A 13,456-nucleotide genomic window follows, 5' to 3' on the forward strand; every position below is an offset into this window, starting at 1 on the left:
GCGGTACACGCCCCCCCCCGCGTGTCGGCCCCCGACCCACCCCCACCGCCCCGTCACCCGCGCGGCCGCCGCCGCGCGCGCCCGCTGGGCCGTGGCACGCCCGGAAGCCGCTCCGAGCGCGCCCGCGCCGCTGCCGATGCGGCCCTCGCCCGAGCCGTTCACCGAGCTCGACGCCCGGCGCCTCGGCCCGGTGCGTCGATACTTCGCCCGGCACCCGGTGGTCATGGACTGGGTCGTCGTCGCGGTGTTCGCCGTCCCGGGCGTGCTCTACGCGCTCCTCGCGGAGCAGCCCCGCGGCTCGACCCCGCTGTCGCTCGTCTTCTTCCTCCTCGGCGGGGCGCTCCTGTACTGGCGCCGCCGCCGGCCGGTGACCGTCGCGCTGGGGCTCACCGCGCTGGGCGTCCTGGCGATCGCCGCCACCGGGGACACGGCCGGGTTCGAGGTCGCGGGGATGTTCGCGGTCTACGCCGTCGCGGCGTCGCGCCCGTCGCGGATCGCCTGGCCCGTGCTCGCGATCGTCGTCCTGGCCCTGTCCGGTGCGACGCTCCTCTGGTACGACGTCGTCACGACCGACGACGGCGAGATCCTGCGCCAGAGCGTCGAGCCCGGCCGCGCGACCGTCGACCGCATCGTCGGCATCCTCGTCACGACCATCCTCTGCCTGGTCGCGCTCGCGATCGGCACCAACGTGCGTGCACGACGGCAGCACGTGTCCGACCTCGTCGAGCGGGCCAACTCCATCGCGCGCGACCGCGACCAGCAGGCGCAGCTCGCCGCCGCCGCCGAGCGCACCCGCATCGCGCGCGAGATGCACGACGTCGTCGCGCACTCCCTCACGGTCATGGTCGCCCTCGCGGACGGCGCCAAGGCGTCGGGCGCCAAGAACCCCGAGCTCGCGGGCCACGCGCTCGACGAGCTCACCGCGACCGGGCGGGCCGCGCTCGCCGACATGCGCCGCGTGCTCGGCGTCCTGCGCGAGCCCGGCGGCGAGCAGACCGTGCCGCTCGCGCCCGCGCACGAGACGCCCGAGCTCGAGGAGATCGTCGAGCGCTTCCGGACCGCGGGCCTGCCCGTCCGGCTCGTGCGCTCCGGCCCGCAGCCGACGCCCGGGCCCGCCCTGCGTCAGACCGCGCACCGCATCGTCCAGGAGTCCCTGACGAACGTGCTGCGCTACGCGCCCCTGTCCCCCATGGTCCTCGTCGAGGTCTCGCGCCGCGCCGAGCCCGGCGCGGACTGGCTCGAGCTGCGGGTCGTCAACCAGGCGGGACGTCGCCCGGGCGAGGGAGCGAGCGCCGACGACCGCGGGCTGCCGCCGTCGGTCGCGGAGCAGCACCCGCCCGGCGTCCCGGTCGGGACGGGCCGCGGCATCATCGGGATGCGCGAGAGGGCCGCCGTCTACGGCGGTACGGTGTCGGCGGGGCCGAGCGGCACGGGCTGGGAGGTGCGGGCGAGCCTGCGCCTCGACCTCGACCCCGGCCGGGAGACCGGCGGACGCGACGACGGACGGGAACGCACATGACGGACAGTGGCGCACCGACCCGGGTGCTGCTCGTCGACGACCAGGCCCTGCTGCGCATGGGATTCCGCATGATCCTCGCCGCGGAGGACGACATCGAGGTCGTCGGCGAGGCCGGGGACGGCGAGACCGGGATCGCGCAGGCCGCCGCGCTGCGGCCCGACGTCGTGCTCATGGACGTCCGCATGCCCGGGACCAACGGCATCGAGGCCACGGAGCGCATCGTGGCCGCGCAGCCCGAGTCGCGCGTCATCATCCTCACCACGTTCGACCTCGACGAGTACGCGTTCGCCGCGCTGCGCGCCGGCGCGAGCGGCTTCCTCCTCAAGGACGCCAAGCCGGGCGAGCTCGTCGGGGCCATTCGCGCCGTCGCGAGCGGTGACGCGGCGGTCTCCCCGCGCATCACGCGCCGCATGCTCGAGATGTTCTCGGGCCAGCTCCCCCAGGAGGGCACGAACGCTCCGGCCCCGGCCCAGACCGGTCTGTACGACCCGCGCCTCGCCGAGCTCACCGCACGTGAGCTCGAGGTCTTCGAGGCGCTGGGCGAAGGACTGACGAACGCCGAGATCGCCGAGCGGTTCGTCCTGTCCGAGGCGACGGTCAAGACTCACGTCGGCCGCGTGCTCGGCAAGCTCGGCCTCCGCGACCGCGTCCAGGCCGTCGTCCTGGCCTACGAGACGGGCGTGGCCCGCCCCTCCTGAGAGTACTCACCCACCTGGCCGCCAAGCAGAACCCCGGTTCGCCGAAGTAGAACCGTGGTTGGCCGAGGTAGAACCGTGGTCGCCATGCCCGACGGCGTTCTGGTCGCCCCGGGTGATCGCGGTGCCAGATCGCGCGGTCAGCGCGGGGCGCTCACCGCTGCCGGCCTCGCCGAGCGACCCGGCCGCCATGGGCACCCTGCCACGCCGGGGCGGCGACACCGACGACGGCGGGCGACCGACCGCCGTCGGGCACGACCACGCCAGGAGCTGACCCGACCCCGGCAGGCGACCGACCGCCGTCGGGCACGACCACGCCAGGAGCTGACCCGACCCCGGCGGGCGACCGACCGCCGTCGGGCACGGTGACCACAGTTCTACCTCGGCCAACCACGGTTCTACCTCAGCGAACTGCGGTACTACCTCGGCCAACCACGGTTCTACTTCGGCGGACCACGGTTCTACCTCGCGCAACCACGGTTCTCCCTCGGCTAGCCCGCGGTGGTCTCCGCGGCGGCTGCCTTCTCGGCCTCGGCCTGGGCTGCAGCCTCCTCCTTGGCGGCCTTCCTCGCCGCACGCTTCTCGCCGCGGCGCTCGGCGAGCGTGTACAGCACCGGCACGACGACGAGGGTCAGCAGTGTCGAGCTCAGCAGACCGCCGATGACGACGAGCGCGAGCGGCTGGGAGATGAACGCCCCGCCGCCGGTGATGCCGATCGCCATGGGGGTGAGCGCGAAGATCGTCGCCGCGGCCGTCATGACGATGGGGCGCAGGCGCTTGCGCGACCCTTCCATGACGGCGTCGTCGAGCGACCGGCCGCGCTCGCGGTACTGGTTGATGAGGTCGATGAGCACGATCGCGTTCGACACGACGATGCCGACGAGCATGAGCAGGCCGATGAGGGCCGGCACGCCGAGCGGCGTCGCGGTGGCGAGCAGCAGGAGCAGCGCGCCCGTCGCGGCGAACGGGATCGACACGAGCAGGATGAACGGCTGGAGGAGGCTGCGGAACGTCGCGACCATGACGAGGTAGACGATGAGGATCGCGACGAGCAGCGCGAGCCCGAGGTCGGCGAACGCGTCGGCCTGGTCGGACGCGACGCCGCCGATCTCGACCGTCGCCCCGCCGTCGAGCTCGAGGCCGTCGATCGCGGTCGTGAGCTCGGTCGTGAGCGCACCGAGGTCCTGGCCCGCGGGCGTGACCGAGATCGTCGCGCTGCGCTCGCCGTCGACGCGCGTGATCGAGGTGGGGACCTCGACCTCGGCGACCTCGGCGACCTGCGTGAGCGGCACGGGTCCGGCCGCCGTGGGCAGCACGACCTGCTCGAGCTCGGCGACCGTGGCCGGTGCCTGACCCGCGAGGACGCGGACCTGGACCGGGCCGTCGCCGAGGTTCACGGTGCCGATCGGTGCGGGCGACATCGTCCCCGCGACCGTCCCGGCCACCTGCGTCTCGGTGAGCCCGACGGCGGCCGCGGCGTCGCGGTCGACGGTCACCTGGACCGTGGACTGCGCCGAGGCGAGGTTGTTGGTGACCTGTGCCGCGCCGTCGGCGCCCTCCGCGAGCTCCTGCACGTCCGCGGCCGCGGCCGCGAGGGTCTCGGTGTCGGGGGCGCGGACGACGAGGTCGACCGTCGAGCTGCCGAACGCGGCGTCCGCCCCGGCGACCTCGATGCCCTCGCTCGCCTCCCCGCCCAGCCCGGAGACGGCGTCGCGCACGTCCTCCTGGGCGGCGACGGCGTCGGCGTCCGCGTCGAGCGTGACGGCGAACGTCGCCGTCGGGGACCCGCCGCCGCCGAAGAACGCGGCCTCGGGGCCGCCCGCGGTGCCGACGGTCGTCTGCACGGTCGCGACGCCGTCGACGTCGAGGAGGGCCTGCTCGACGTCGCGCGCCGCGGCGTCCTGCGCGTCGAGCGACGTGCCGGGCGCGAACGACTCGGTGACGGTGAGCGTGTCCTGGCCGGTGTCGCCGAGGAAGTTGGTCTCCAGGCGCGGCACGAGCGCGAGCGTCCCGGCGAGGATCGCGACGGACACGCCCAGGGTGATCACGGGGTGGCGCAGCGCCGCGCGCAGCGTCGGGACGTACCCGCGCTGCCACAGCCCGCGACGCTCCTTGGCCTCGGCCGTGGCACGGGCGCGCTCGCCCGCGAGACGCGCGGCCTCGGGGTCGGCCGGGACGGGCGGGGACTTGATGAACCAGTACGCGAGCACCGGGACGATCGTCAGCGCGACGAAGAGCGACGCGAGCATCGCGATGGCCACGGTGAGCGCGAAGGGCCGGAAGAGCTCGCCGACCATGCCGCCCACGAGGGCGATCGGCAGGAAGACGGCGACGGTCGCCACGGTCGAGGCGGTGATCGCGCCCGCGACCTCCTTGACGGCCCCGATGATGGCGCCCACCTTCTCCTCGCCGTACGACAGGTGCCGCTTGATGTTCTCGATGACGACGATCGAGTCGTCGACCACGCGGCCGATCGCGACCGTCATGGCGCCGAGCGTGAGGATGTTCAGCGTGTAGCCCGTGGCGTTCATGACGATGAAGGTCACGAACAGCGACAGCGGGATCGACACGGCCGAGACGAGCGTCGAGCGGAGCGACGCGAGGAAGAGCAGGATCACGACGACCGCGAAGAGGAGACCGAGGAGCCCCTCGGTCGCGAGGCCCTCGATGGACTCCTCGATGAACGGCGCCTGGTCGAACACGACCTCGACGCGCACGTCCTGAGCCTCGAGCACGCCGGAGAGGTCGTCGACCGCGTCCTGGACGGCGTGCGACACCTCGACCGTGTTGCCCGCGGGCGTCTTGGTGATCGCCACCGCGAGCGCGTTCTCGCCGTCGAGGCGCGAGTACGACGTCGCGGGCTCGGGTCCCGCGGTCACGGTCGCGACGTCGCCGAGCGCGACGGGCGCGGTGCCCGGCGCTGCGGTCGGGGACACGAGCGGCAGCGCGGCGAGCTCGTCCACGGTCGTGACGGCCGTGCCGACCTGCACGCTGAGGGTCCGGTCGCCGTCGGAGACGGTCCCCGCCGGGATCACGACGCCGTTGTCCTGGAGGATCGTGGAGACCTGCGCGGGGCTGAGCCCGGCGGCGGCGAGCGCGGCCGGGTCGAGGTCGACCGTGACCTGCTGGTCGGCGATGCCGCTCACCGCGACGCTGCGCACGCCCTCGACGTCCTCGAGCGCCGGGACGACGCTCGACGTGACGGTGTCGGCGAGCGCGGCGTCGTCCGAGCCGCCGGACACGGCGAGCTGGATCACGGGCAGGTCGTCGACGGAGCCTGTCACGACCTGCGGTTCGACGTCCTCGGGGAGCTGGGACTGGAGCCGCGTGATCGCCGTCTGGAGCTGGGAGGCCGCGGCGTCCATGTCGGTGCCGTACGCGAACTGCACGGTCGTCACGGACATGCCCGTCGACGACGTCGACGTGACGTCCTCGACGCCCTTGACGGCGCGCGCTGCCGTCTCGACGGGGACGGTCACCTGCTGCTCGACGATCGCCGGGGCCGAGCCCGGGTAGACGCCGACGACGGCGGCGGTCGGGATCTGCAGGCTCGGGATGAGCTCCTGCTTGAGCGATCCCATGCTGATGACGCCGAAGATCGCGATCGCGACCGTGGCGAGCGCGACGAGCGCGCGGTTGGCCAGCGACAGCCGGGCAAGACGGGACACGGAGCCTCCAGGGGTTCCAGGTCGGGTGGGAGACGACGTCGGCGTCGCGATTTCGTTAGCGTAACGCGAAGCATCTCGGGATGGTTCCCGCTCCCCCCGATAGAGTCTGCGCCGTGACCCACCCCGCCGACGACGAGCGCGCGGCGCTCGCGCGGCGCCTCGAGGACGCGCAGCGGCGCCTCGCCGACCTGCTCCTCGCGCAGCGGCTCGAGCCCTTGCTCCGGACGACCCTCACGGTCCCCCAGCTCCGCGCGCTCGCCGTCCTCCAGCTCGACGGCGAGACGAGCTCGCACCGGCTCGCCGAGGTGCTCGGCATCTCCCCCGCGACGCTCTCCGGCATCGTGGACCGGCTGGAGGCGGCGGGGATGGCCGCGCGCCGCCCCGACCCGCAGGACGGCCGCGTGCGCCTCGTCGCCGCGACGCCGCGGGGCGCCGCCGCCGTGCGCCGGATCGCGGCCCAGGAGGACGAGCCCCTGACGGACCTGCTCGACCGGCTCGACGTCGCGGACCTGCGCGCCCTGACCACAGGCCTCGAGGCGCTCACCGAGGCAGCGCGCGACCTGCGCGCCGACTCCGCCGAGACATGAGGATCCGCCCCGGAATCGCCTGATCCGGGGGCGGATCCTCACGTCTCGAGGGGTCCGGCGCCGTCAGGCCTCGCCCAGCGCCTCCTCGGGCGTCCCCTCGACCGCGCGTGCCCGCCGGTTCCAGCGCGACCACAGGACACGCTCCCCGAGCTCCCCCGCCATGCGGTGGCCGAACGCCAGGAAGACGGCCACCCCGAGGACGAGCACGCCCGCCCCGAGCCAGAACGGCGCGGTCGCGGAGACCGGGTGCAGCAGGCCCGCGATGACCGGGGCGGGAGCGGCGAAGCCCCAGCGCACGAGGTTGAACGCCCCGGTCGTCACGCGCCGGTCCGGGTCGCCGAGCGCGAGCGACAGGTCGGTGAGGTTCGCGTTGGCGATCCCCATGAACACGCCGGCACCCACGAGCACGACGACGGACCACGCCGTCCCGAGGTCGAGCGCCAGCAGGACCAGCGCGACCAGCACGCCCACGATCGCGATGCCGAGCGTCTGGACCGCGCCCACGCGGTGGGCGAGCCGGTGCCCGACGACGAGGATCCCGACCGCGAGCCCCACGCCCCACGCGGTGAAGACGAGGCCCAGCGGCACGACGTCGAGCCCGAGGAACACGGGCGTGTACCCGAGCACGATAAAGAAGCAGAAGTTGTACGCGGCCGTCACGGCGGCGAGCGCGAGGAAGCCGGGCTTGCGGAAGAGGCGGAACACCTGACCGAGCCGCAGGGGCGCGGGCTTCTCGGCCGGGTCCTTGAGACGGGTCACGGACACGAGCAGCGCGACGAGCATGAACACGCCGCACACGAAGAACGGCACGCGCCACGAGATGCCGCCCAGCAGACCGCCGAGCAGGGGCCCGACCGCGAAGCCGAGCCCCACGCACGTCTCGAAGAGCTCGACGACCCACTCGCGGTCGTTCGCGAGCGAGACGAGCAGGACCATCGCGGTCGCGAAGAACATCGCGTTGCCGAGGCCCCACAGGCCGCGCAGCGCGGCGAGCTGGCCGATGCTCGTGCTCAGGGCCGCGAGCACCGCCGCCACGGCAACGAGGCTCACGCCGGTCGCGAGGATCTTCTTGTAGCCGAAGCGCCCGGTAGCCATGACGGCGGGGATCATGCCGAGCGCCATGACGGCGATGTACGCCGTGAAGAGGAGCTCGATCTGCCACGTCGAGGCTCCGATCTCCTCGCCGATGACCGGCAGGATCGGGTCGACGACGGCGATGCCGGCGATCGCGAAGAACGCCGTGAGGGCGGTCGCGTAGATGGCGGTGCGGTTCGGTTCGTTGCGCGGGGAGGCCACTGCGTCGCACTTCCTGGTCGGGGGGAGGGGGTCGCTTGCCTGCAAGGTCGAGGCGACGGCTTTATCTGTATCTAACAGATAAGTATCTGTAGAATACACCCATGACGGTTGCCGAGGGAAACGATCGAGCATCCCGACCCATGTCCGACGGCGCGAACGCGCGCGACGATGCGGCCGCGCACGACGTGCTCGGCGCGATCGAGCTGGAGGTCGCGCAGCTCCTGCGCCGAGCCGAGCGCACGCGCGCCTCCGGGGCGGCGGGCACGTCGCGGCGCGGCGGGACGCTCGATCGCTCCGGCTACCTCCTGCTCCACACGCTCGGGACGCACGGTCCGCTCCACGTCAACGCGCTCGCGGAGCAGCTCGGCCTCGACGCCTCCACCGTGACCCGGCAGGTCGTCGCGCTCGAGCGGGCGGGGCATGCCCGCCGTGCTCGCGACCCCCACGATGGCCGCGCCGTCGTGGTCGAGCCGACGAGCGCGGGCCTGGACGAGCTCGCCGCGCACCGGGACGCGCGGACCGCGCTCTACGCCGACGTGCTCGGCGACTGGTCGCGCCTCGACCGCGCGCTGCTCGCCGAGCTCCTCGGACGGCTCAACGACGACCTCGACGCCTACCGCCGACGACGCGACGCCCGGTAGGCCGCCCGCGCGGCCTCGAGCACCGGCTCAGGGGGACGGGAGCGCCCACCGGATGAGCCGCGTGACGGCACCGCCCGCGGGTCGCGCCCACCGCGCCGGCAGCCCGCGCACGCGGGGCATCCCGGCGCGGGCCCACGCGGGCAGCGACTCGCGCGCGGCGACGGCCAGCCCGGCGTACGCCGGTCGCGCCGGCCACGGGAGCGGAGGCTCGACCAGCAAGAACCGCGCGGCGTCGAGCGCCGACGGCGTGAGCGAGAGCACCGGGCGGTAGTCCTCGACCGCCGCGTCCAGCTCGCGGAAGGTCAGCGGCGGGTCCACCACCCCGAGCTCCCGCCCGACGACGGCGGCCTGGGCGACGTACTCGTCGCACCCCTGCGCGTCGAGCGGGTCCCGGCCGAACGACTGGTGCGCGACGAGGAAGCTCTGAGTCTCGGCGACATGGACCCAGCGCAGCAGCTCGGGGTCGCTCGCGCGGTAGGGGCGCCCGTCCGCCGTGCGGCCGCGGACGCGCTCGTGCACCGCGCGGACCGCCGCGACCGCCCGCTCCGCGTCGTCGGCCGTGCCGAAGGTCGTCACGGCGATGAAGGTCGACGTGCGCTGGAGCCGGCCCCACGGGTCGCCCCGGTAGCCCGAGTGCGCGGCGACACCGGCCATGGCCAGGGGGTGCAGGCTCTGGAGCAGCAGGGCGCGCAACCCCCCGACGAACATCGACGCGTCGCCGTGCACGCGCTGGACCGGCGATCCGCGCTCGAACCAGCGTGGGCCCGGCGCCTTGTGGATGCGCGCCCGCGTGGCGGTCGCGTCCGGGCCGGCGACGCGGAGGAAGATCGCGCGCTCCGCCGCACCGCGAGCCCGCTCCACGACGTGCGTCATGGCGTCGATGCTCGCACCCCCTCCCTCACCTCGCGCGCCCGCCGCGGACGACTTCCATCCATCCAAAGATTTCATTGCAAAGAATCTCTTGCAAACATGTCTTTGGATCGGTAGCCTCGTCGCATGAGCACCGACGGCGACACCACACCCCCGAGCGCCGAGCGCCACCCGGCGCTCGGCCCGGCACAGCTCAAGGCGCTCGCACACCCGCTGCGGGTCCAGATCCTCGACCTGCTCTCCACCCACGGCGCGCTCACGGCGAGCCGCCGCGCCGCCCGCGGGGGCGAGTCCAGCGGGTCGACGAGCTACCACCTGCGCCAGCTTGCCCGGCACGGCTTCGTCCGCGAGGTCGCCGGTCGCGGCACGACCCGGGAGCGGTGGTGGGAACGCCCGCCGGGCGGGTTCACCGTGAGCATGCCCGACGACGAGACCGAGGACTCCGCGGCGACGCTCGCCGGCGCGATGGTGAGTCGCGAGTTCGAGAACGCCCGCGCCCGCAAGATCCAGGCCTTCCTGGAGCGCTCCTCCGAGCTCCCGGCACGGTGGCTCGACGGCGCGCGCCTCACCACCGCCAGCATGTGGCTCACCGCCGAGCAGATGGACGAGGTCGCGGACGCCTGGGACGCCCTCGACGCGACGCTGCACCGTTTCCAGGGCCAGGAGCAGATGCCCGGCGCCCGCCCCGTGCAGATCCACTTCAACGTGTTCCCCACGATCGACGGCAAGGAGAACCCCTCATGAGCGCGTACTCCCCCACCCTTCCCCGCACCGCCGAGCCGCGTGGCGCCGACCGACTGCTCGTCGTCGTCGGCTCGGCGCTGTCCGACCTCGGGCGCCGTCGCGCCGCGGCGCGCGCGCAGGCACGAGGCGAGCGGATCACCGCCGCGCCCGGCACGGTGTCGACGCCCGCGGCCGACCGGCTCCACGTGGCGGCGGAGCACACCCTCGACCGCGCCGCGATGTCGCGAGCATCCCTTCTGCCCTGAACGTCCTGAGATTCCACCCGCATGGGGACTGCTCCCCATGTCGAGGGCCGGGCCCGCTCGGTTACCCTCGACGGGGCGTTCTGTGGGCACAGACGCGCGTCTCCCCCTCTCTCGCCATCCCGGCTCGACAGGATGACGCGGTCCGGTGTGCCCCGACCAGGAACTTAGGGAGCATTGGTGGGCCTTCTCTCGAGCATCCGCGAGCATCGTCGTACCGTCGCGTCGGTGAGCACCGTGTCGGTGTTCTCGACGGCGTTGGTGGGGATGGCGCTGTTCTACGAGGGCGAGGCCACGGCGGACGTGGACCTGAACGACTCGGGCGTGTGGGTGACGAAGACGTCGGCCGGGTTGCTGGGTCGGTTCAACTACGAGTCGCAGGCGTTGGACGGGACGTTGAACGCGGGCAGCGCGTCGTTCGACGTGCAGCAGGACGCGGGGCGGGTGCTGCTGGACGACGCCGGGACGAGCACCGCGTCGCCGGTGAGCGTGGCGCACCTGAAGCTGGACGGGCAGCTCCGTCTCCCGGCAGGGGCGCAGGTGGTGACCGGCGGGGCGACGACCGCGATCCTCGACGGTGAGGAGGGCCTGCTGTGGGTGCTGCCGTTCGACGGCGCGACGTCGTTCGACCCGGAGAAGCTGGACCCCGTGGTCGAGGTCGGTGGTGAGGGTGCGCTGACCGTGTCGCAGGACGGCACGGTCTTCGCGGCGATCCCCTCGACGGGAACGTTGTGGACGGTGGCGACCACGTCGAAGGGCACGGCGGACGGCGAGGCGTCGTCCACCGCTCTTCCGGTGAGCAAGGGTGCCGAGGTCGAGGTGACCGTGGTGGGCGACGAGCCGGTGGTGCTCGACCGGTCCGCGTCGCACCTGATCCTGCCGGGCGGGAAGAGCGTGGCGATCGAGGGTGGTGGTGACGCCCGCCTGCAGCAGCCGTCGCAGTCCTCCGACGTCGTCGCGGTCGCCACGGCGGACGCCCTCGTCGCGCAGCCGCTGAAGGGTGGTGACGCGCAGCGCCGCGCAGCGCAGGGCGTGCCGGCGGCGCCCGTCCAGCTCGGTGCGTGCACGTACGGGGCATGGGCCTCGACCGGCCAGGTGATCCGTGACTGCGACGGGACGGGTCGGGACGTCGACGAGCGGCTCGAGGGCCTGGATCCCCAGACCCGCCTGGAGTACCGGGTGAACCGGCACGTGATCGTGCTGAACGACCTGTCGGCGGGGACGTTGTGGATGGCGGCGGACGAGTACCAGAAGGTCGACGACTGGGACGTCCAGATGCCCGAGGAGGCCGAGGGCGAGGAGTCCGACGCCGAGCTGACGAACCCCGAGCAGGTGGACCAGTTCATCGCGGACCGGACCCAGCCGAACAAGCCGCCGCAGCCCAAGGACGACTCGTTCGGGGTGCGCCCCGGGCGGACGGCGATCCTGCCGGTGCTGGGCAACGACGTGGACCCGGACGGAGACGTCATGACCGCGTCGCTCGCGGGGGACTCCCCGGCCAACGCGACGGTGCAGGCGATCATGGGCGGCGCGGCGCTGCAGGCCGTGGTGCCCGAGGACGCCGAGGGCACGGGCACGTTCCGGTACTCGGTCGCCGACGGGCGTGGGGGCGTGGCCGAGGCCGGCGTCACGCTGAAGGTGTCGCCGTGGGGGGAGAACGCGGCGCCGGAGCAGACCGGTGACCCGGTGCTGCGGGTCGGGCAGGGCGGTCGGGCCACGATCAAGGTGCTGCCGTACTTCAAGGACCCCGACGGCGACGACCTCTACCTGGCCTCCGCGGCGGCGACCGTCGCGGGTGACGACGTGCGCTCGCGCCCGGACGGGACGGTCGAGTTCCGCGACGGCGGGGGCTCCACCGGCCGCAAGATCGTGACCCTGCTGGTCTCCGACGGCGAGATGTCCTTCGAGGGCAAGCTGCTGGTCGACGTGGTGCCCGGGCCGCAGCCGCCGGTCGCGGTGAACGACCACGTGGTGGTCCCGGCGGGTCAGCCGGTCACGGTCGAGCCGTTGCGCAACGACACCGACCCGAACGACGACGAACTGCGCCTGGCGTCGGTCTCGGAGTCCGCGCCCGCGGAGATCACGCCGAACTACGACGCGGGCACGTTCACGTTCCTGTCGATGGAGCCGCGCTCCTACGACCTGACCTACCAGGTCACCGACGGTCCGAACGCGACCACAGGTCTGGTGCGGGTAGACGTCCTGCCGCCGTCGGAGGCCGAAGGCGCCCCGATCGTGGTGACCGACACCGCCCTGCTCCCGGCAGGCGGGTCGACCCTGGTCGACGTGCTGGCCAACGACACCGACCCAGCCGGCGGGGTCCTCGTCGTGCAGTCCGTGCGCGTCCCGGCCGACGCCGGCGTGTCGGTGGCGATCCTGGCCCACCAGATGCTCCGGGTGACCGAGATCCGGCGCCTGGACGCGCCGGTGACGGTGGAGTACACGGCCTCCAACGGGACCGAGACGGCGACGGGTCAGGTGCGCGTCATCCCGGTGCCGGCGCCGACGCGGTTGCAGCCGCCGCAGGCGGCGGCGGACGAGGTCACGGTGCATGCCGGGGACGTGGTGACGATCCCGGTGCTGAAGAACGACACCCACCCCGACGGGCTGGAGCTGTTCTTGCAGCCCGAGCTCGAGCAGGACGTGGACCCGGCCCTGGGCGAGGCGTTCGTCTCGGAGGACACGCTGCGGTTCAAGGCCGGTCCCGAGGCCGGGACCGCGTACGCGATCTACCGGGTGCGCGACGTCAACGGGCAGGAGGACTCCGCCCAGGTCACGATCCGCATCCGCGACGGGGAGGACAACGCACCCCCGCAACCGCGCGAGATCGAGGCCCGCGTGCTGTCCGGGTCCAGCGTGCGCATCGCGGTCCCCCTGGACGGGATCGACCCCGACGGCGACTCCGTCCAGGTCACCGGCATCGCGACCCCCGCGAGCAAGGGCACTGCCCGGGTCGTGGACGGCCAGATCGAGTACGCGGCGTCCAAGAACGCGACCGGGCACGACACGTTCACCTACTCCGTGCTCGACGCCCGCGGCGCCACCGCCGTCGGGACGGTCCAGGTCGGCATCGCCCGGCCCGCCGAGACCAACCAGCCCCCGGTGGCGGTGGACGACGAGATCACGGTCCGGCCCGGGCGCACGGTCTCGGTCGCGGCCCTGGTCAACGACACCGACCCCGACGGCGACCAGGT

The 13,456-nt window shown here is 73.6% G+C and carries 10 protein-coding genes; 7 read left to right on the plus strand and 3 right to left on the minus strand.

Annotated features, from left to right (window positions below; all coding sequences use genetic code 11):
- The coding region (locus ACFWH7_RS18835; protein ID WP_378218830.1) for a histidine kinase at positions 1-1,519 on the plus strand (1,519 nt) is incomplete at its 5' end.
- Entirely contained in the window at positions 1,516-2,217 is a 702-nt protein-coding gene (locus ACFWH7_RS18840) for a response regulator (RefSeq protein ID WP_378218832.1), read from the plus strand. The genes ACFWH7_RS18835 and ACFWH7_RS18840, both read left to right, overlap by 4 nt.
- A 488-nt stretch (positions 2,218-2,705) precedes the next feature.
- Here the strand turns inward: ACFWH7_RS18840 and ACFWH7_RS18845 are convergent, their stop codons facing one another.
- A complete protein-coding gene (locus tag ACFWH7_RS18845) occupies positions 2,706-5,882 on the minus strand; it encodes an efflux RND transporter permease subunit (RefSeq protein ID WP_378218834.1) in 3,177 nt (1,058 codons plus the stop codon).
- Between the two features lie 113 nt (positions 5,883-5,995).
- On the opposite strand from ACFWH7_RS18845, the gene ACFWH7_RS18850 reads away from it, so the two are divergent.
- Positions 5,996-6,469: a MarR family winged helix-turn-helix transcriptional regulator gene (locus tag ACFWH7_RS18850; RefSeq protein WP_378218836.1), complete on the plus strand. Its 474-nt coding sequence runs from the start codon at positions 5,996-5,998 to the stop codon at positions 6,467-6,469.
- Positions 6,470-6,532: 63 nt separating this feature from the next.
- Here the strand turns inward: ACFWH7_RS18850 and ACFWH7_RS18855 are convergent, their stop codons facing one another.
- Entirely contained in the window at positions 6,533-7,765 is a 1,233-nt protein-coding gene (locus ACFWH7_RS18855) for an MFS transporter (RefSeq protein ID WP_378218838.1), read from the minus strand.
- Between the two features lie 140 nt (positions 7,766-7,905).
- Here ACFWH7_RS18855 and ACFWH7_RS18860 point away from each other — a divergent pair, with 140 nt between their 5' ends.
- A complete protein-coding gene (locus tag ACFWH7_RS18860; RefSeq protein ID WP_378218840.1) occupies positions 7,906-8,406 on the plus strand; it encodes a MarR family winged helix-turn-helix transcriptional regulator in 501 nt (166 codons plus the stop codon).
- 27 nt (positions 8,407-8,433) lie between these two features.
- On the opposite strand, the gene ACFWH7_RS18865 is transcribed toward ACFWH7_RS18860, so the two are convergent.
- A complete protein-coding gene (locus ACFWH7_RS18865; protein ID WP_378218842.1) occupies positions 8,434-9,279 on the minus strand; it encodes an oxygenase MpaB family protein in 846 nt (281 codons plus the stop codon).
- Between the two features lie 123 nt (positions 9,280-9,402).
- On the opposite strand from ACFWH7_RS18865, the gene ACFWH7_RS18870 reads away from it, so the two are divergent.
- The 3 genes from ACFWH7_RS18870 to ACFWH7_RS18880 all read left to right on the plus strand — a co-directional run.
- The gene (locus ACFWH7_RS18870) at positions 9,403-10,020 is read left to right on the plus strand and encodes an ArsR/SmtB family transcription factor (RefSeq protein ID WP_378218844.1); all 618 of its coding nucleotides are present in this window, start codon (positions 9,403-9,405) and stop codon (positions 10,018-10,020) included.
- Positions 10,017-10,265 (plus strand): hypothetical protein, encoded by a 249-nt coding sequence (locus ACFWH7_RS18875; protein WP_378218846.1) that lies wholly within the window; start codon positions 10,017-10,019, stop codon positions 10,263-10,265. The genes ACFWH7_RS18870 and ACFWH7_RS18875 overlap by 4 nt, the downstream gene beginning before the upstream one ends.
- A 225-nt stretch (positions 10,266-10,490) precedes the next feature.
- Positions 10,491-13,456 (plus strand): Ig-like domain-containing protein (locus ACFWH7_RS18880; protein WP_378218848.1); only part of this gene is annotated, 2,966 nt, incomplete at its 3' end.

It is taken from the genome of Cellulosimicrobium cellulans, assembly GCF_042723955.1.
Taxonomy (GTDB): Bacteria; Actinomycetota; Actinomycetes; order Actinomycetales; family Cellulomonadaceae; genus Cellulosimicrobium; species Cellulosimicrobium cellulans_H.

Excerpts from the sequence above, each read along its gene's own strand:
- ACFWH7_RS18840 (WP_378218832.1), top strand. The coding sequence starts at position 1,516 with ATGACGGACAGTGGCGCACCGACCCGGGTGCTGCTCGTCGACGACCAG.
- ACFWH7_RS18860 (WP_378218840.1), top strand. The coding sequence starts at position 7,906 with ATGTCCGACGGCGCGAACGCGCGCGACGATGCGGCCGCGCACGACGTG.
- ACFWH7_RS18865 (WP_378218842.1), bottom strand. The coding sequence starts at position 9,279 with ATGACGCACGTCGTGGAGCGGGCTCGCGGTGCGGCGGAGCGCGCGATC.
- ACFWH7_RS18870 (WP_378218844.1), top strand. The coding sequence starts at position 9,403 with ATGAGCACCGACGGCGACACCACACCCCCGAGCGCCGAGCGCCACCCG.
- ACFWH7_RS18875 (WP_378218846.1), top strand. The coding sequence starts at position 10,017 with ATGAGCGCGTACTCCCCCACCCTTCCCCGCACCGCCGAGCCGCGTGGC.